Below are 17,129 nucleotides of genomic sequence, written 5' to 3'. Positions count from 1 at the left end.
AAAAGGTTCCTCCATTTTCGCTCACCATTATATTCGGAACATTACCTCCATCTTAAATAATGTAAAATATAGCGTCAATCCCATATCGAACAATAAAATCCCGTTATGTACGTTTCCGTACATTCACGGGATCGGAAGAACTACGCGGTTAATCTTCTATCGCTTGGCTGTCGCTAATCCGCAGCAAATCTTTGCGCCGATAAATGCCAAGCAGCAGCCCGACCACCGCCATTTCCACGAGCAGGTGGCTGCCGCCGTAACTGAGAAAAGGAAACGGAATACCAAGAAAAGGCACCCAACCAAACGGCATCATAAAACAATACAACATTTGGAATCCGAGCATCCCGGCCACAGCCGCACTCAACAGTTGTCCGTAAGGATCTGTAACGGCACGATTCGAATGAACCAAACGCCCGATAAAATAAACAAAACAGAATAGAACGGCAATGCCAAACCACCAGCCAAAACAATAAATCAAATAAGCCAATACGTTGTCCGTGGCAATCCCGGGCAACCGCAAGCCGGCAGGCGCCGAAATGCCATGTCCCAGCCAACCGGCGGATTTAAGGACCGAATCAAGCATCATGTATACATACCCTGCACCTCGCGGGTCATCGGCGGCATTCAGAAAAGCAAATAGTCTGTTTAGTATGTACGAATGAGGGTTACTAGCAATAAGTAGCGTAAAGGCGACCGCCATGGCGGCTCCATGAGCCAGGGTCGCTTTGAAACCGCCGGTGACAAAGATCAGCAGGATCAAATACCCGGTCATATACAAAAGCAGATTCGACAGCGATGAAACAAGCATAAACAAAACGGCCGGTATGACAAAAAAGGCAAGCAGCGCACGAAGCCAGAATCTGTTTTGCTTGCGCCATTTCATCAGCAGCCCCGGGGCGGAAATGATTAACAGATAAGGGCTAATACCAACCCAATCTAACGTAAAAGAAGCAATATGCCAATATTTAAGCCCATTCACTTGAGCTCCAAAAATTTGAGTTCCGATTATCCCGCAAACGGTGACCACGTAGATCGCCATGGAGTACTTTCTAAGCTTCGCATAATTGAAAAAATACAGTCCGGTCATAACAAGCAATCCGACACTTGCATATACCAGCGTCCGCTGCATGTAGCGGACTTTAAATTCGGCGGTTGTGCCCGCTTCCACCGTATACATAGCCAAAATGCCTAAAGACAGAAAAAGCAGTACCCCGGCCAGTAAGCCCCAATGGATACGCGGACGATGAATGCGGTGCAGTTTGTCCCCGACTTCCGTTGCGCTGCCCATCTGCTGCACAGCCCAGCCAACGGCCTCGTCACGGCTTGCCCCCGCCGTTTCCCGCTCCAATACAAGCTCCTCCAGATGGCTCTCCAGTTCCCGGCGAATGTCCCGATGCGCTTCCCGCGCCCGGATGCGGGAGCACACTTCGTTTAAGTAAGCTCTGATCGCATCGTGATGACGTATCATACTTGCCCCTCCCCCAGAACACCGTCAACGGCGTTGCGAAACATCCGCCACTCCGCTTTTTTTCCGCTTAGCTGCTGCCGACCTGTTTCCGTAATCCGGTAATATTTGCGCTTGCGCCCTTGCGCCTCCTGCCAATAAGCTTCCACCCAATGCTCCGATTCCATTGCATGAAGAATTGGGTATAACGTTCCTTCCTTCAGCGCAAATACGCCGCCGGACCGGCGTTCAAGCTCCTTGATAAGCTCATAGCCGTATAAATCGCCTTTCTCCAGCATGGTAAGAACCATCGTACCCGTGCTGCCTTTCAGCAGCTCTTTAGAAACGCTCATCTTCCCGCTCCTTTCCTAGCTTTATCTTTCATTCACTCCATACATAGATTATATATGCATAGTAAATCTATGTATTAGATTAGCTCTCTGCTTTTCATTTGTCAAGATTTGCTTGCTGCGCAAAACCGCCGCATCCCGCAAACACCAAACAACGTCCGGCCAAACAAGGCCGGACGTTGCCGCAAGCTTTATATGAAAGTCTGTTAATTAATTCGTAGTTGCAGCCGGCTGTTCCGAAGAAGTGTGGTCCGCTTTTTTGTCGGCTCGAGGCTGAGCTTTGCGGTCTACCATTTTGTTCAGCTGCTCAGTCAAGCTGTCTTTCAGCTTGCTGATCAATTGATCGCGGCTGATGCCTTTTTCCTCTGCAATTTCCACCAACGATTTGCCCGCTTTCATCCCTGCAGTCAACTCATCTTCGGTGATACCGATCGTTTGCGCCAGCTGTTTCACGTTGCCCATCGGTCCAAAACCACCAGGTTTACGCATTTGTCCAGAGAAACCAAACATTTGCTTGTTTTCAATTTCTTTTTTCAAGCGGTCGGAAAGACCTGTTTTCATCTTATCGGCTTGCTCTTGTTTCAGCTTGCCGTCCGTAACCGCTTTGTCCAGCGAAGCCGTTTCCGCAGCGACCAGCTTTTGCAGGAAATCATCTTCGGTGATTCCTTTATCTTGCGCGATTTGCGCCAGCGTTTTGCCGGATTTGATTGCTTCCATAATCGTTTTTTCATCGGAGCCGAGAATCGTCGCCGCTTCTTTGAGGGTGCCTCCCCCTGCGAAGCCGTGGCCTCCCGGACCTCTTTGCGGGCCGCCGGCTCCCGGAAAACCTTTGCCGTCTCCGCCACCGCGGTTCATTCCGCTATTTTCGACCATTTTCTTCAAACGATCGGCCAAATTTGCGGTTTGTTTATCGGCCTGCTCTTGGGTCAGCTTGCCGTCTGTGACCGCTTGGGTGATTGCCGCCGACTCCGCATCGGACAGCTTTTGCAGCAGCGCATCTTCGGTGACGCCTTTGTCTTGTGCGAATTGGACCAGCGTTTTTCCCGATTTGAGAGCTTCCATGATCGATTTCTCATCTGTGTTAAGTATCGTTGCCGCTTCTTTAAATATGTTAATGCCCCGGTATCCCGCATCTTTACGAGGTGCGTGGTCTTTTTGCGCGCGTGCATCCGCTTTGGTTTGGGTCGAAGAGGTGGAAGTCGTGTCAGCGAATGCCTGGTTCTGAACGAAAGCCGCTCCCCCAATCAACAAACTTGCTGCAATCGTACCGGTTATCATCTTTTTGCTTAACGATTTCATATATTAGCCACCTTTGCTTTGGTTTTATTTGATACTTTGAATTATAGGTTTAGTATCTTAATGGTACATTAAGGAAAGCTTAACGTCTATTGAATGTTCGCTGAAAGTTAGCTGAAAGCTTCCATTCGATGATGTTCCTATTATGGTATACTAGTTTCAAAGATGACAGCCGAATGGAGGCCAAACGTATGGAATGCAGGCAGGGATGCGCCGCATGCTGCATCGTCATTTCCATCTCTTCTCCGATACCGGGCATGCCTAATGGCAAGCCGCCGGGAGTGCGCTGCGTACAGTTGACTGGCGACAACAAATGCCTTCTGTTCGGCCGGCCCGAGCGTCCCGCCGTATGCTCCAGTTTACAAGCGGCAATCGATATGTGCGGCGATTCAAACGAACAGGCGTTCGTATTTCTTGAAGTGCTGGAACGGGCTACCGCCCCGGAAGCAAACGACGCAAAAAAGCCCGGCTCGTCGCCGGACTCTAGAGTATAAGTATGCATTTACTGTGCTGCTAGCAATTAACTTACGATGGTTTCCGCCGGGATCGTTGCCGCCAGCAGATTACCAAACGCCTCTCTCATTTCAACCAGTTCCTGTTCGGAGGAATGTTCCATCTGCCTCATAATTTCCAACGTCGCTTTTCCCCCGACTAACTCGCTAAGCTCCTTCTCCAACTGATCCAATCTGATTTTTGTGACCATCTGTGATCGATCTCCTCCTCTATCTTTATAAAACCCGATAAACCGAAGAGGTTTTTACAAACGTAAAAAATCCTCCCCAAACAAAGCCAAAAGGGAGGCAAAAACGTTCGACTCCTTCTTTCGGCAGCTGGCTGACATAGTCCACACTTTAGTCCCTTTAGCTTTGCGTCCCGGACTTTCGTCAGGTTTGCCATTATCGAGATGGTTCTACGGACCTATTGTATCATACTCAGCTGCCGAAATAAAACAATGCCGAACATTACATTTTTGTGAACTGATCGGTTAGTTCCGGCGTTTACGGATCGGATATAACATGTCGTAATCGAATAAATCCATTTGCGAATAAGGAATCACAAACGGATTGACCGGAGAAAGCCGGTTCGCCTCTATGCCCAGCACGCCTTGTCCGGTATTGAGTTCGTATTCCTCCGATTCTTGCAGCCACCAAAACATCGCATCATAAGCCTCATTCATATGCGCTTCGCCGCCGTGTACCCGTACCGTGGCGCAAAGCGTCTCAGGAATCGTCAACGGTTCCAATTTCGGCGGAACTTCGCCGAATTCATGAACAGCCAGTCCGACCCAAAGCGTCTGTACGCCTTCCGCCCATTCCTTCTGGGGAATGAATACATAAGCGGTATCCGAGTTTACCCGGCGAGGATCGCCCGCTTGAAGTTGTTCCTCCAAAATCCGCCATGCTTCCCGTGTGCCGCTTTTGCTCGTGTCTACGGAAGTCCGTACGGCCAGAGCCTTAAACGAAGGTTGTACCGCAACTTTTACAGAAACCAAACTTTGCATACCTTCAAGCCCTCCATTTCAAAAAATGATGATGGAAATAGAGCTTCACCTTCTCATGGATGCCCGCTTCGGTAAAGCGTAAATGGCCGAGCTTGTTAATGAAGCGGCTGTTCTCGCAGGTTTGCCTACTCATCTTATCGTAGCTCTCGAGCCTTCCGAAGTAAACCTTTTTTTCTACTCTTTTACATTTCTATGATAAACAGCTGGTCCAGCGGTTTCTCCAGGATATCGCTAAGCTTCTTAGCCGTTTGAGGCCCAACCGTTTTGACGGATCGCTCCAGCAGACTGATATAAGAGTGGCTTAAGCCGGACTCCAAAGCCAATTGACGCTGCGACATGCCTTTCAAAACCCGTGCTTTCACAAATTCAGCCGTATTCGCTTTAATTTTCATTTTCCAAACGCTCCCCAGATGTTACTATTAATTACCATTTATATTATATCATTTATATTTGCATAAGCAACTTTTTTTGTTTTCATATGTAAATGATACTTTTCCCCTGAAGACATTTTCAAGCAAATGCGAAAAAAATCCATATTGCCCCACCCTAATGGTTACTGGTATTATATGTATGTTAACAATATTTTACTTTTCTCTACAATTATCCACATATTTATTACAATGGAGTGCCGAAACTATGGATTTCTATGGTAAATTAAAAGATTACCGCAAGCTGAAAGGTTATACGATTCGTGAGCTTTCAGACCGATCTGGCGTCTCCGCCGCGTATATCTCGCAATTGGAGAATGGCAACCGCGGAGTTCCGTCCCCGGATGTGCTGCAGAAATTGTCAGAGGGCTTAAACATCCCCTACCCGGAGCTGATGCAGCTGGCCGGCTACTTGGACCGCTCCCGCGAGACGCTTGCTGTGCACAAAAAAGCGCCGGTGAATTTGCGGAGATTTTTGCGGGAAAACGATCTGGTCTTTGACGGCATGGAGCTGACCGAGCAGGATAAAGAATGGATAGAGCGAATGCTCAGCACTCTATTCTGGAAGGAAAAGCAGCTGCGCGCGCAAAAATGAGCAGCCTTCTCGATGAAGTACATTCGCTTTTGGAGAGAAAGTTTTTATTGCGTGCAGCAAGTTTCCGGCACCACAAACAAAAAACCGTCGGGAGAACAGCTCTCCTGACGGTTTTTTGTATTGCGGGATATGATTACTGCAGGCATGACCATTTCATACATAGCGGCGCACTTCCTGCAGCGCGCATCGGCAAACAGCTGCTTCAGCTGTGAACGGCATAAGAAATCGGATCGGTTAGCCCCGCCTCGGCGAAACCCTTTAGGCGAAGACGGCAGCTGTCGCAAACGCCGCAAGCGTCCTGCTTGCCGTTGTAACATGAAGTCGTGAGCTGATACGGCACGCCAAGCCGGGTGCCTTCACGGATGATATCGGCTTTGGTCCACTCGACTAGCGGCGTTTCGATGCGGATTGGTTTCCCTTCCACACCGACTTTTGTCGCCAGCGCCACCACTTCCTCCACTTTGCGGATAAACTCGGGCCGGCAATCGGGATACCCGCTGTAATCCAACGCGTTAACTCCGATGTAGATCGCCTCCGCTCCTTTGGCTTCGGCGTAAGAAGTGGCAATCGACAGAAACAGCAAATTCCGGCCTGGCACATAAGTCACCGGGATGCTTTCCTGATTGCTGCCTTCCTTGGTCATATCCGGCACATCGATGTTTTCGTCTGTCAACGCGCTGCCGCCGAAATCTTTCAAGAAACCGAGGCTAATCACTTTATGGCGGTCGCTGACGCCATAATGTTCGGCCACCCGCCGCGCATTCTCCAGCTCCAAGCGGTGGCGCTGGCCATAATCGAAGGTCAGGGGCAGCAGCTCATAGCCGGCTTTTTCGGCAATCCCCATGCAGGTTGTGCTGTCCAACCCCCCGCTTAATATAACGACGGCTTTTTTTGAATCGGTCATCTTTGCATTTCACCTTTCTGATTATCGTTCCTTGTGCGGTGTTAAACGCCTCTTGCCGCCGGATCCCAAATGATTTTGTGCAGCTGCATATTCAATTTAACCCCCGATAAGCCCCTCGATAACATAAGCTCCACAAGTTTGGCCGGAGGCATCGTCTCCCAGACGGGACTGAACAACGGGAGCGCACGGGTCGAATGACATTCCAATATGCCGCATGCCGCCTCGAAATCCGCCTCGCTGCCGATCACAAACTTCAATTCGTCCTGCCCGCGCAGCAAGCCGAAATTATCGACGATCATCTTATCGTTTTCCCCGGAGTCGGGCAGCTTGTAGTCCATAATGTATCTGACCTTCGGCGAATCGATCTTCCGCATAAAAGGAGCCAGATCGACGGCACCGTTGGTTTCGATATGCAAATCGGCGATTCGTTCAATCGTCAGCAGCGCCTGGACCAGCGCAAGCGATTTCTCTCCGTACAAAAGCGGTTCACCGCCGGTCAAGCAAATATGCGTTGATCGATAACCACGTACGGCCTCCACAATTTCGCCAATTGTCATGACCGATTCCGCTTCTTCGGGCGGATAGCTGTATTTGGTGTCGCACCATGAGCAGCGCAAATTGCAGCCAAACAATCTTACGAACACCGTCGGGAATCCGGCACGGGTGCCTTCCCCTTCGACGGTTTCAAATATTTCCACCATCGGCAGTTTGATATTCATCATACGCCTGTTGTCTCCTTCCGCACGTAAAACAACTACCATTATACCATGCGGCGGGCGAAAATTCATGAGAGGCACTCCGACGTGCCCGGCATCCGTTTCGCGGCTGTTTTTACTCCGATTCGATAATATCCACGTTTTGGATAACTACTTTTTCTGTCGGGCTGCTTTTTTCCGCCGTTACTTTTTGAGTGGCGACAGGTACGGCTGCGATAGCCAGCACCGTATCCATCCCGTCCGTCACTCGCCCGAATATCGTGTAATTCGGAATTTGCGCCAAATTCCGGCTATCCTCACCCGTGCAGATGAAAAACTGGCTTCCGTTCGTATTGGGGCCGGCATTGGCCATAGCGACAATCCCCGGCTCATAAGAATAAGGTGAATTTAATTCGTCTTCGAATTTGTAGCCTGGACCGCCTCGGCCCGTTCCCGTAGGGTCCCCGGTTTGAATCATAAAGGATTGGATGACGCGGTGAAAAATGACATCGTCATAGAAACCTTCCTTGGCAAGAAATACAAAATTGTTTACTGTTTTTGGAGTCGAGCCGGCAAACAGCTCTATCGTAAAATCGCCTTTATTCGTATGTATCACTGCCGTATACTTCTTGGCATCATCAATCGTCATTTCAGGAGCGTGTTTATACTGCTTAACGGTCGCAGGCTGGATTGCAGTTTGGTTCTCCCCGGCGGTTTGTCCGGTGTTTTGTTTAGCGCTTTGTTTGGCGGTATGCTCAATATGAATGACTTTGCCAACAATGTGGTCCAGTGGAACCGGACCTATATCGCGGCTGTCGAAACTGTTATTGTAATTATCTCCTATCACAAATACCTCGTTATCCCCAAGAGAGAGCTCATTACGATTCCTCATATTCCCCGGGAAAACCAGGGAAGGAAACCGTTGACCATTAATCAATAACTGCTCTTGGTTAATGCTGACGTTTTCTGTGGGAAGTCCGATGACTCTTTTTGTATACAACTTGCCTTGCGTCTCAAATAAAATCAGATCGTTTCTCAAAACGGAATGAAGCTGATAATACTGCTTGTCGATCCATAACCGTTCGTTGTCCGCAACGGTAGGTTCCATCGAAGGTCCTGCGGCAAAATACCGGGCATACCTGCTGCTCTTCGGAATATCTGCGGCAGCGTTTAAAATGGCGGCAATTTCCTTAAAAGTCGCTGCATCCTCGGAATTCGCCGCTTTTATGTTTTGGTTGACCTGCTCAGCCAATGTTGCGCCGTTCCGGTCTTTCTTCTGCGGGTTTGCGCCGTATTGAATGAGCAATTTGACAATCTCCGGGCTTTTGTAATAGATGGCGCTATCGATTTGCTGGATTCCGATGAACGGATGCACGGGATTCATCATATCCGGGATCGCCCCGTGTTCGAGCAGCAGCTTTACCATTTCGACATTTTTATGATGCACGGCCAAATCCAAGGAGGAGACTCCATCGTTCTTATTGGCAAAATTAGCGCTAGCGCCTTGTTCAAGCCAATACTTTGCTCCTTCCGTGTTATTCCGGATCACTTCGTTATACACGTAATAACCTTTATCCGTAACGATATCGATGTGATTGGTTTTCGGATCCCATGTTACGTCCCCACCGGATATTTCGCCTAAAAAACGAATCGGCACAAACGTTGAACCTTTGACGATAGCCGGCGCCGCGGACAATTCCGCGGACTCTCCATTGATGTAGCCGGTGAGCCGATTCACTTGCAGCTCCACTTTCATATTAGGCGCGGTGCCCGTGATCGTCTGGGTCGCCTCGTCCCATTGCACGGTATATCCTAACGCCTCCATGGAAGGTTTGAATGGCACTATCGTATTCCCTTCCTCCACAATAGGCAGCTGATTATAGATCACTTGATATCCGTTGACGAAAACCCGGACCGGCTCATCCGCATAAACGCGGGGAATAAGAAAAAAAGCAAACAACGATAAAAATAAAATTAGCCGTATAGTCGGTTTCATAATACACCTCTGTTTGTGTAAATAAAGATGAATTTCCACTGTCATATCCTAGTTTGTCATCGAAGCTTCATAAGCTCGCGGGCATCACCGGTTAAGTAAATACCTTTCATCAAAGCAGTAACATCCCCACTGCTTTATCGGACCATCGCCACAACCCGGTTCAGTTTTTCCACATCGCCCGGGGCCAGCTTTAGTGTGGAATTGGCGTATCCCGTTCCACCGTAAATATGCGCATAACGGTACAACTGCCTGTCCATGACGACAGGCAAACCGTGGCCCACTAAGGGTACCGCCCCTATGGCAAAACCCGTTGCCTGCTCCACCTCTTTAGGTTTTGCCAATTTGAGCTGATCGCAACGCAGACGATCTTTCATTTGTTCAAAATCGATGTGGCCGTAATCTCCTGACACAATCATCGCGAAGTATTCCGTATCTGATTTTAGTATAAGCGTCGGCGCCGTTTGCCCCATCTCAATACCGAAATAAGCTGCGCCCTCCTGGGCGGACCGAAGTGTTACATCATGTTCGATGATTTCATAAAGAATTTGATTTTCTCTTAAATAGGCCGCAATATCCCTCATCCGCTGCCTCCTTCCCATAAATACTTTCAGCACCACCCACCCGCAGTCCCAGGGCGAGATGCGACAGCGCATGGCGGCTGTCAACCTCATACCTATACTAGTATTCGCTTCGTTTACTGCATGTCCTCTTCTCGGGAGCAAGCAGTCTTTTCCCGCTCAAATGGCCATCTTCAAGCTTATTCTTTGTTTCAAGCGCCGATTATCCTATAATATGAGGATGAGTTTGTAAAAAGGAGAATTGCCAGATGACCACCTCACTTGCACTGCCTGAATTTTTTATCGGGCAAATGAAAGATCAATTGGGAGAAGAAGCTCCGGCTTTTTTACATAGTTACGATGAGCCGCGAACATTCGGGCTCCGTCTGAATCCACTCAAACTGCGGCCCGGTGACGAAGCGGCGGCACACATCCGTGCTTTGTTCGCACTGGAGCCTGTGCCCTGGTGCGAAGACGGATATTATTACGGAGAGATGTCGCGGCCCGGAAAACATTCTTATCACGCCGCAGGCTTATATTACATTCAAGAACCGTCGGCCATGTCGTCGGTCGAGCTGCTGCAGCCCCAGCCCGGCGATATCGTGCTTGATTTGGCGGGTGCTCCCGGCGGGAAATCCACACAAATTGCAGGCAAACTGCAAGGACAAGGGCTGCTGGTCGCCAACGAAATTCACCCCGCCCGGGCCAAAATATTGTCTGAAAACATCGAGCGTATGGGCATTGCCAACGCGATTGTCACAAGCGAGCCGCCGGACCGCTTGGCTGCAAAATTCCCGCAATTTTTCGATAAAATTATGCTGGACGCTCCTTGTTCGGGAGAAGGCATGTTCCGTAAAGACCCGGATGCCATAACCGAATGGTCGCCGGATCATGTCGCGATGTGCGCGGCAAGGCAAAGCGATATTTTGAACGAGGCGGCCAAAATGCTGAAGCCCGGAGGTGTGCTCGCATATTCGACCTGCACGTTTAACCGCGAGGAAAACGAGCGGACGATTGAACGGTTCGTGCGCGAGCATCCGGCCTTCGAGGTCGAGCGCACGGAACGGATATGGCCGCACCGGGACCGCGGTGAGGGCCATTTTGTGGCGGTGCTGCGCTGCAGCGGCACCGCCGAAGAGCCGCCGGGCGGGCGCAGCAGCCGCCCGGACCCTGCCGCCGGCGCCCGCGGGGCCCGGCGCGAAACCGCCAGCGCGCTGCGCGACGCGCTCGCGCTGTTCGAGCAGTTCCGGCGCGACGCGGTGCCGGAACTGGCATTGCCCGCCGGCGAGCCGCTGCTCTACGGCGGGCAGTTGTATTGGCTGCCCGTGCCGGCGGGCAGCCAGCTTGGCCAGGCCCGGCTCGCGGGCCTGAAAGTGCTGCGCCCCGGCCTGCACTTGGCCGAGGCGAAAAAAGGCCGCGCGGAGCCGGCGCACGCGCTGGCGCTGGCCCTGCCGCGCGGCGGAGCGAGCCGCGAGCTGCGGCTGGCCGCGGGCTCCGCGGAAGCCGCGGCGTATTTGCGCGGCGAGACGCTGCCGGCGGAAGCCGGGTCAAGCGGCTGGCTCGCCGTCAGCGTGGACGGCTACCCGCTCGGCTGGGGCAAAGCCAGCGGCGGCCAGGTCAAAAACCACTACCCCAAAGGGCTGCGCTGGCTGTAGAAACTGCCAAGCTGACCCGGCAGCGATTCGAATGGAAGCCGGCACACCCGTTATTGATCCCCATCTCGAACAGAACATGACTTATAATACTTGATCCTCAATCGGGCGTTCGGATTCCCCGAACCCAAACGCCTCACACAACAAAACTCGCCGCAGTACCGGCGAGTTTTGTGTCTATATGCCAATGTGATGGTAAGTCTCCCATTTCGTTTGTGCGAGAGTATTTATTCGATAAGATTTTTTAATGCCGCATACATATTTTTGGCGTATTCGTCAATTTCATCCCGCGACATGCGCAGACGGTTTACGGAAGTGCCGTATCCAACTTCTTCTTTCCCCTCTTCCAAACCTTGAAAGATACCGTCTGCGAATGCATTGAGCGGCTCTCCGTGCGTATGAAGCCCGGCTCCGCCTAAATCTGTATTTACTGCCGGCGGAGCAATTTCGATAACTTCTACAGACGTATCGGAAAGCTGGTGTCTCAGACTCATGGTGAACGAATGAAGCGCCGCTTTGGTCGCTGAATAAATCGGAGCAATCGCAAGTGGTGTAAAAGCCAATCCGGAGGTCACATTTATGATGGCCGCTTCTTCTTTTGCCGCAAAATAAGGAGCAAACAGCATCGAAAGATGAAGGGGAGCCTCTATGTTTGTTGTCATTTCTTTGGCGAAATAACTCCAATTGTGCTTCGCATCCGCTTTTAACACGTGAAAACGTTGCTGAATCCCCGCATTGTTAACCAGCACATTCACTTCCGGATAATTCGCCGTCACCCAATCAAACAATGCCGTGCGCTCGGATTCAATATCCAAATCACTTATCCGGGTAATAAGACCGGGGACCTTGTCTTGCGCACGTTGAAGCGCACTCTCCCGCCGGCCGCAAATAATGACTTTATTTCCGGCTGCGATAAAACGCTCTGCAAAAGCGAAACCAATTCCGGCGCTTCCGCCGGTAATCAATATCGTATTGCCTGAAAGTTTCATATCATTTTTCTCTCCCATCTATATAAGCCCAATTCGATTATCTTTCCCGAGCCTATTTGTTAGTGTAACGATTGATTTTCACGTCAATTCCTTTTAAAGATTCCGTCATCAAAGAAATTTCGGCCTGCACAGCCCGTTTGTGCTTCTCCATCATATCAAGCCGGAGTGGAATGGTGTTATCTCCTTCTACTACCCAGTCCATATATTGCTTAATATCACGTATGGGCATGTGCGTGTTTTTTAAACAAATGACGGTTCCAAGCAGCGCGATTTGATCTTCCGAGAATAGCCGCCTGCCGGCTTCGTCCCGCTGGATTAACGGCAGCAGTCCCTTTTTTTCATAATACCGCAATGTGGATTCCGGAATGTTGAATTTGGCCGCGGCTTCGCTAATTGAACAATACTTCACCTGGAGACCTCCAAATATCTTTCGACGTCGACAGGAATATGATACGACTTAAACCTTGGTTTAAGTCAATAAAAATTTTCATCAGTCGTAAGTTGATGTTCTCTAGGCGTTATAACGCCGCCGGCGATGCGGCCGATTTGGCCGAAGCCGCCGTTCCCGGCTCCATCTTGTGATCCGCCGTACGTTTGCCCTGCTGCAGCTCATACATTTGATAATAGAAGCCGCCTGCAGCCATCAGCTCGTCGTGTGTGCCGCGCTCCGCCACTTCCCCCCGCTCGAGCACAAGAATCTGGTCCGCGCTTTTGATCGTCGACAACCGGTGGGCGATAACAAAGGTTGTGCGTCCTTTCTTGACCACATCCAACGCTTCTTGAATCACCGCCTCAGTCTCCGTATCGATGTTGGAGGTCGCTTCATCCAAGATCAGGATCGCCGGGTCAAACGCCAGCGCCCGTGCAAACGAAACCAGCTGCCGCTGCCCTGCCGACAACGTGCTTCCCTTTTCGATCACCGGTTCATCGATGCCTGCAGGCAACTGGTCGATCAGCCGGCCCGCACCGACATCACACAACGCACGTTCGATCCGCTCCCGGGAAATGGAAGGTTCGCCCAGCGATACGTTGGAAGCAATCGTACCCGTAAACAGAAACGGATCCTGCAGCACGATGCCCATATGCTGGCGCAGCGTTTGGCGCGGCAAGCTGCGGATATCTTGGCCGTCGATCGATATCGTCCCGGCGTCCGGGTCGTAAAAGCGGAACAGCAGGTTCAGAATCGAGCTTTTGCCCGAGCCGGTATGTCCGACAAGCGCCACGGTTTGACCTTGCCGCGCTTCAAGCGATACTCCTTTTAACACGGGTTCGCCATCCTTATAAGAAAACCAGACGTTGTCAAACGCCACATTCCCCTTGTAGCGCGGCATCGTTTCGTCGGAAACGTCTTCTCCCGCTTCGTTCATCAGCACAAATACACGTTCGGCGCTGACAAAAGCCTGCTCCATGTTGGGCAGTTGGTTGACGATATTGACGATCGGCTGGAACATCCGGTTCAGCAAATCGACAAACGCGTAAAGTATGCCCAGAGAAACACCGCCGGTCACCGTTCCGAGCGATACCCCGGAGAAATAAGCAATTAACGCGACAAACGACACGTTGCGAATAACGCCGACCAAATTATGCGAAGTAAGCGAGTTCAGATTCAGCATCTTATTGCGGTAATCGAAATACCGCTTGTTAAACTGCTCGAACTCATCCGCTTGCTTCCGCTCCCGCCGGAACGCCTGAATGATCGTCATCCCGGCAATCGATTCGTTAATCATGCCGTTCATTTCCGACAGCGTGGAACGAATTACCCGGTTATAATGGGCCGCAAATTTGCGATAAATGACAATCCATAGCGCGAGGATCGGGATGATGAGCATACAAATCAGCGACAACCGCACATCCAGCAAAAACATCGCGCCAAGAATGGCGATGATATACAATGTGCCTGAAAAAAAGTTCGCCAGCACGTTGACGTACATATCCTTGATCGCTTCCGTATCGTTGGTGATGCGCGATACGACTTTGCCTGCCGGCAAATTATCGAAATAACGGATCGGCAGCCGGTTGATATGCGCGAAAATATCGGTCCGCATGTTTTGAATAACCCGGTTCGCCGACGTTTGCAAATAATACCGCTGTCCGTAGCTGAATACGGCCGACACGGCCAGCAGCACCAAATAAATGACGGTCAGGTTCATGATCCCGGCCATTTCCGGCTTGTAAAACGCAAACAGCTCCGTTTTCGACAAAAGCTTGGCTTCGTAGTCTGCCGTTTTGCCATTTTTGGCGACGGACAACACAACCATCCCGCCTTCCTTAACGGAAACCGTTCGCTCACCGTCCTCCCGGATGCCCCCGGGCACAAAAACGAACTCGCGCCCGACTTGCAGCACCCGCGCTTCATCGTTTGCGGCCGCTGCCTCGTCCTTGCCGGTTGCCGCAGACTGTTTCCCGCCATCCGCTGCGGCCCGGTTCACCGCTCCTGTGCTGACGTCGATGGCCGCCGGAGCCGCCGCCTCTTCCTTGCCGGCAGGCTGCCGCGTTTCGTCCGCCAGCCGGTCTGCCCGCTTCCAGTAGCCGCCGCCGTATGAAACGCTGTCCGCGGTCTGTTCATTCACGCGGTACCACGGCTTCTCGATGCCGGCCACATGATCGTCGATAATCCGTTTGGCGATAAAAGGCCCGGTCAACTCGGTGCCAATCGCCAGCGCAAGCATAATTAGCGCCAGGATCATCGTTTTTTTATAATGCAGCGCGTAACGCCACAATTTCTGTCCCGGACGCGCCCGTTTCACCGCTTCGCGGTCGATCTCCATATCCATATTGTCGTTCACTTTCGTATTTCCCACCCTTCCTGTTCAAGCAAAAACGGCACCGGGTTTATGCGTATTACGCAAACGCAGCGACACATGGATTGACCGTAACGCAGCCGCTGCCATCCTTCGATACGTTTTACGTTATATGGTTCATGCGCCTTCCAGCGATGCTTCCGCCTGCTGCCGCTCCCATTGTTCGGCGTACCAGCCGCCCATGTCCAGCAGCTCCCGATGCGAACCCTCTTCGACGATCCGTCCTTCGTCCAGCACAACGATATGCTCGGCATGCTGAACCGCTGACAGGCGGTGCGTCGCGATCAGCGTCGTTTTTCCGGCGCGGGAACGTCGGATATTGCCGATGATTTCGGCTTCCGTCTTGGCGTCCACCGCGGATAAAGCGTCATCCAAAATCAGTATTTGCGGACTCGCGATCAAAGCGCGGGCAATCGATACCCGCTGCTTTTGTCCGCCCGACAGCGCCACGCCTTTTTCCCCAACCAATGTTTCCAGCCCTTGCGGCAGAAACTCCAGATCTTTCTTGAACGCCGACAGCCTGACGGCTTCATCCAATTGGCCTGCCGCCTGCTCCCCTTTGGCGAACAAAATGTTTTCCCGTACCGTGCGCGAGAACAAAAACGGAGTTTGCGGCACATAACCGATCCAGCCCTTCAAATCGTCAAACGCCACTTTCTCCAGCGGTTCCCCGGAAACGGACAGCAATCCTTCGCCCGTCGGGTATTCCCTCAGCAGCTGCTTGATCAGCGTCGTTTTTCCGCTTCCCGTCCGTCCGACGATACCCAACGTCGAACCGCGCTGCAGACGGATCGTGAGACCGCTTAGATTGTTTTCCGCGGATGACGGGTACCGGAACGTCACCCGGTTGAATTCAAGCGTACCCGGCTGCGCGAGCCGAAGCGGATCGGAACTCTCCTCCACATCTGCCGGATATGACAGCGTTTCGTTCACGCGGTCCAGCGAAGCGTTGCCGCGCTGCATAATGTTAATCAGCTCGCCGATGGCAAACATCGGCCATATGAGCATGCCGAGGTACACGTTAAACGAGACGAGACCACCGACCGTCAATTCATTTTGAAAAACAAGATAAGCGCCGTACCCGAGACCGATCATATAACTTGCGCCAACAATGATTTTGATCGTTGGTTCGAACAACGCGTCGATTTTGGCGACTTCAATGTTTTTGGCCAACACGTCGCTTGTCACACCGGCGAAATTCCGTTCCGCCGCCCGCTCCTGAACAAAAGCGCGGATGACACGAGTTCCGGAAATCGTCTCCAGCACGCCGTCGTTCATCACGCCAAAGGCGTTTTGCGCTTCCTTAAATCGCTTATGAATTCTTTTTCCATACGACTGCATCGCCAAGGCAAGGATCGGAAGCGGCAGCACCGCCGCTAACGTCAGCTTCCACGAGACCAGCACGGTCATCACGCCTAGCAGCGTGAGCATCCATACCGTCGAATCCATCAGCGTCAAAATACCAAATCCGGCGGTCATCGACACGTCCTTCAAATCGTTGGTCGCGCGGGCCATCAAGTCGCCGGTGCGGTTTTTCTCGTAAAAGGTCGGGGTCATTTTCAAAAAATGCCGCATCAGCTGCGAACGCAGCAGTCTCTCCAAAATGAAAGCGCCGCCGAACAAACGGTACATCCAGAAATAAGTAAGAAAATAAATCGTCACGGCTAGCCCGCCTAGCAGCAGCAGCGTTTGCGTAACCATTTGCCAGTTCAGCGCGTTTTGTTGAATGCGGTCAATCATTTCCCCGACGACTTTGGGCGGAATCACTTCCAATAACCCTGCTATAATGAGCAGCGGAATCGCTATCGCATACCTTCTCCATTCCAAGCGAAAAAACCATTTCAGCTTGCCTAGAACCGTTAACATCTAATCTGTCCCCCTTTTTTGCAGCTCTTCATTCAAACGGATTGCTTATATAAGC

17 protein-coding genes and 1 riboswitch are annotated in these 17,129 nt (G+C 51.4%); of the genes, 3 read left to right on the top strand and 14 right to left on the bottom strand.

The genetic code is table 11. The annotated features are described in order from the left end of the window. Nucleotides 1-148: 148 nt before the first annotated feature. From EYB31_RS04595 to EYB31_RS04585, 3 genes are all read right to left on the bottom strand, one after another. Nucleotides 149-1,468, bottom strand: a complete 1,320-nt coding sequence (locus tag EYB31_RS04595; RefSeq protein ID WP_131012076.1) for an FtsW/RodA/SpoVE family cell cycle protein — start codon at nucleotides 1,466-1,468, stop codon at nucleotides 149-151. After that, nucleotides 1,465-1,797 carry a PadR family transcriptional regulator gene (locus EYB31_RS04590; protein WP_131012075.1) on the bottom strand — a complete coding sequence of 111 codons (333 nt, stop codon included), beginning with the start codon at nucleotides 1,795-1,797 and terminating at the stop codon, nucleotides 1,465-1,467. Before EYB31_RS04590 ends, EYB31_RS04595 begins: the two co-directional genes overlap by 4 nt. Before the next feature lie 207 nt (nucleotides 1,798-2,004). Beyond that, nucleotides 2,005-3,093, bottom strand: coding sequence for a hypothetical protein (locus EYB31_RS04585; protein WP_131012074.1), 1,089 nt, complete (start codon nucleotides 3,091-3,093; stop codon nucleotides 2,005-2,007). A 188-nt stretch (nucleotides 3,094-3,281) separates the two neighbouring features. On the opposite strand from EYB31_RS04585, the gene EYB31_RS04580 reads away from it, so the two are divergent. Further along, nucleotides 3,282-3,584: a YkgJ family cysteine cluster protein gene (locus EYB31_RS04580; protein ID WP_131012073.1), complete on the top strand. Its 303-nt coding sequence runs from the start codon at nucleotides 3,282-3,284 to the stop codon at nucleotides 3,582-3,584. A 26-nt stretch (nucleotides 3,585-3,610) separates the two neighbouring features. Here the strand turns inward: EYB31_RS04580 and EYB31_RS04575 are convergent, their stop codons facing one another. From EYB31_RS04575 to EYB31_RS04565, 3 genes are all read right to left on the bottom strand, one after another. After that, the gene (locus tag EYB31_RS04575) at nucleotides 3,611-3,793 is read right to left on the bottom strand and encodes a hypothetical protein (protein WP_131012072.1); all 183 of its coding nucleotides are present in this window, start codon (nucleotides 3,791-3,793) and stop codon (nucleotides 3,611-3,613) included. Nucleotides 3,794-3,912: 119 nt separating this feature from the next. Further along, a riboswitch (cyclic di-GMP riboswitch) is annotated at nucleotides 3,913-3,995 on the bottom strand. Nucleotides 3,996-4,075: 80 nt separating this feature from the next. Continuing rightward, nucleotides 4,076-4,591 carry a GyrI-like domain-containing protein gene (locus EYB31_RS04570; RefSeq protein WP_131012071.1) on the bottom strand — a complete coding sequence of 172 codons (516 nt, stop codon included), beginning with the start codon at nucleotides 4,589-4,591 and terminating at the stop codon, nucleotides 4,076-4,078. 182 nt (nucleotides 4,592-4,773) lie between these two features. Next, the gene (locus EYB31_RS04565; RefSeq protein ID WP_131012070.1) at nucleotides 4,774-4,983 is read right to left on the bottom strand and encodes a helix-turn-helix domain-containing protein; all 210 of its coding nucleotides are present in this window, start codon (nucleotides 4,981-4,983) and stop codon (nucleotides 4,774-4,776) included. A gap of 244 nt (nucleotides 4,984-5,227) precedes the next feature. On the opposite strand from EYB31_RS04565, the gene EYB31_RS04560 reads away from it, so the two are divergent. Next, a complete protein-coding gene (locus EYB31_RS04560) occupies nucleotides 5,228-5,614 on the top strand; it encodes a helix-turn-helix domain-containing protein (protein WP_131012069.1) in 387 nt (128 codons plus the stop codon). A gap of 202 nt (nucleotides 5,615-5,816) precedes the next feature. Here the strand turns inward: EYB31_RS04560 and queC are convergent, their stop codons facing one another. The 4 genes from queC to EYB31_RS04535 form a co-directional block, all read right to left on the bottom strand. Next, nucleotides 5,817-6,518 carry a 7-cyano-7-deazaguanine synthase QueC gene (gene queC / locus EYB31_RS04550; protein ID WP_131012067.1) on the bottom strand — a complete coding sequence of 234 codons (702 nt, stop codon included), beginning with the start codon at nucleotides 6,516-6,518 and terminating at the stop codon, nucleotides 5,817-5,819. A gap of 41 nt (nucleotides 6,519-6,559) precedes the next feature. Further along, the gene (locus tag EYB31_RS04545) at nucleotides 6,560-7,240 is read right to left on the bottom strand and encodes a 7-carboxy-7-deazaguanine synthase QueE (RefSeq protein ID WP_240762052.1); all 681 of its coding nucleotides are present in this window, start codon (nucleotides 7,238-7,240) and stop codon (nucleotides 6,560-6,562) included. Nucleotides 7,241-7,349: 109 nt separating this feature from the next. After that, a complete protein-coding gene (lepB, locus tag EYB31_RS40825; protein ID WP_165452205.1) occupies nucleotides 7,350-9,209 on the bottom strand; it encodes a signal peptidase I in 1,860 nt (619 codons plus the stop codon). Nucleotides 9,210-9,343: 134 nt separating this feature from the next. Next, nucleotides 9,344-9,790, bottom strand: a complete 447-nt coding sequence (locus EYB31_RS04535) for an aminoacyl-tRNA deacylase (protein WP_131012065.1) — start codon at nucleotides 9,788-9,790, stop codon at nucleotides 9,344-9,346. 245 nt (nucleotides 9,791-10,035) lie between these two features. On the opposite strand from EYB31_RS04535, the gene EYB31_RS04530 reads away from it, so the two are divergent. After that, nucleotides 10,036-11,421 carry an RsmB/NOP family class I SAM-dependent RNA methyltransferase gene (locus EYB31_RS04530; RefSeq protein WP_131012064.1) on the top strand — a complete coding sequence of 462 codons (1,386 nt, stop codon included), beginning with the start codon at nucleotides 10,036-10,038 and terminating at the stop codon, nucleotides 11,419-11,421. A gap of 224 nt (nucleotides 11,422-11,645) precedes the next feature. On the opposite strand, the gene EYB31_RS04525 is transcribed toward EYB31_RS04530, so the two are convergent. From EYB31_RS04525 to EYB31_RS04510, 4 genes are all read right to left on the bottom strand, one after another. Further along, a complete protein-coding gene (locus EYB31_RS04525) occupies nucleotides 11,646-12,407 on the bottom strand; it encodes an SDR family oxidoreductase (protein ID WP_131012063.1) in 762 nt (253 codons plus the stop codon). 52 nt (nucleotides 12,408-12,459) lie between these two features. Next, nucleotides 12,460-12,816 carry a MerR family transcriptional regulator gene (locus tag EYB31_RS04520; protein WP_131012062.1) on the bottom strand — a complete coding sequence of 119 codons (357 nt, stop codon included), beginning with the start codon at nucleotides 12,814-12,816 and terminating at the stop codon, nucleotides 12,460-12,462. Nucleotides 12,817-12,925: 109 nt separating this feature from the next. Then, nucleotides 12,926-15,181 (bottom strand): ABC transporter ATP-binding protein, encoded by a 2,256-nt coding sequence (locus tag EYB31_RS04515; protein ID WP_420819423.1) that lies wholly within the window; start codon nucleotides 15,179-15,181, stop codon nucleotides 12,926-12,928. 144 nt (nucleotides 15,182-15,325) lie between these two features. Then, entirely contained in the window at nucleotides 15,326-17,074 is a 1,749-nt protein-coding gene (locus EYB31_RS04510) for an ABC transporter ATP-binding protein (protein WP_131012061.1), read from the bottom strand. Between the last annotated feature and the right edge of the window lie 55 nt (nucleotides 17,075-17,129).

Source organism: Paenibacillus thalictri, assembly GCF_004307995.1.
Lineage (GTDB): Bacteria > Bacillota > Bacilli > Paenibacillales > NBRC-103111 > Paenibacillus_AF > Paenibacillus_AF thalictri.
Note: the sequence above shows the minus strand (reverse complement) of the source record. Positions and strands in the feature narration are given on the sequence as shown.

What these genes read in the sequence shown, in the direction of transcription:
- EYB31_RS04595 (WP_131012076.1), bottom strand. Translation starts at nt 1,468, where the DNA reads ATGATACGTCATCACGATGCGATCAGAGCTTACTTAAACGAAGTGTGC.
- EYB31_RS04590 (WP_131012075.1), bottom strand. Translation starts at nt 1,797, where the DNA reads ATGAGCGTTTCTAAAGAGCTGCTGAAAGGCAGCACGGGTACGATGGTT.
- EYB31_RS04585 (WP_131012074.1), bottom strand. Translation starts at nt 3,093, where the DNA reads ATGAAATCGTTAAGCAAAAAGATGATAACCGGTACGATTGCAGCAAGT.
- EYB31_RS04580 (WP_131012073.1), top strand. Translation starts at nt 3,282, where the DNA reads ATGGAATGCAGGCAGGGATGCGCCGCATGCTGCATCGTCATTTCCATC.
- EYB31_RS04575 (WP_131012072.1), bottom strand. Translation starts at nt 3,793, where the DNA reads ATGGTCACAAAAATCAGATTGGATCAGTTGGAGAAGGAGCTTAGCGAG.
- EYB31_RS04570 (WP_131012071.1), bottom strand. Translation starts at nt 4,591, where the DNA reads ATGCAAAGTTTGGTTTCTGTAAAAGTTGCGGTACAACCTTCGTTTAAG.
- EYB31_RS04565 (WP_131012070.1), bottom strand. Translation starts at nt 4,983, where the DNA reads ATGAAAATTAAAGCGAATACGGCTGAATTTGTGAAAGCACGGGTTTTG.
- EYB31_RS04560 (WP_131012069.1), top strand. Translation starts at nt 5,228, where the DNA reads ATGGATTTCTATGGTAAATTAAAAGATTACCGCAAGCTGAAAGGTTAT.
- queC (WP_131012067.1), bottom strand. Translation starts at nt 6,518, where the DNA reads ATGACCGATTCAAAAAAAGCCGTCGTTATATTAAGCGGGGGGTTGGAC.
- EYB31_RS04545 (WP_240762052.1), bottom strand. Translation starts at nt 7,240, where the DNA reads ATGATGAATATCAAACTGCCGATGGTGGAAATATTTGAAACCGTCGAA.
- lepB (WP_165452205.1), bottom strand. Translation starts at nt 9,209, where the DNA reads ATGAAACCGACTATACGGCTAATTTTATTTTTATCGTTGTTTGCTTTT.
- EYB31_RS04535 (WP_131012065.1), bottom strand. Translation starts at nt 9,790, where the DNA reads ATGAGGGATATTGCGGCCTATTTAAGAGAAAATCAAATTCTTTATGAA.
- EYB31_RS04530 (WP_131012064.1), top strand. Translation starts at nt 10,036, where the DNA reads ATGACCACCTCACTTGCACTGCCTGAATTTTTTATCGGGCAAATGAAA.
- EYB31_RS04525 (WP_131012063.1), bottom strand. Translation starts at nt 12,407, where the DNA reads ATGAAACTTTCAGGCAATACGATATTGATTACCGGCGGAAGCGCCGGA.
- EYB31_RS04515 (WP_420819423.1), bottom strand. Translation starts at nt 15,181, where the DNA reads ATGGATATGGAGATCGACCGCGAAGCGGTGAAACGGGCGCGTCCGGGA.
- EYB31_RS04510 (WP_131012061.1), bottom strand. Translation starts at nt 17,074, where the DNA reads ATGTTAACGGTTCTAGGCAAGCTGAAATGGTTTTTTCGCTTGGAATGG.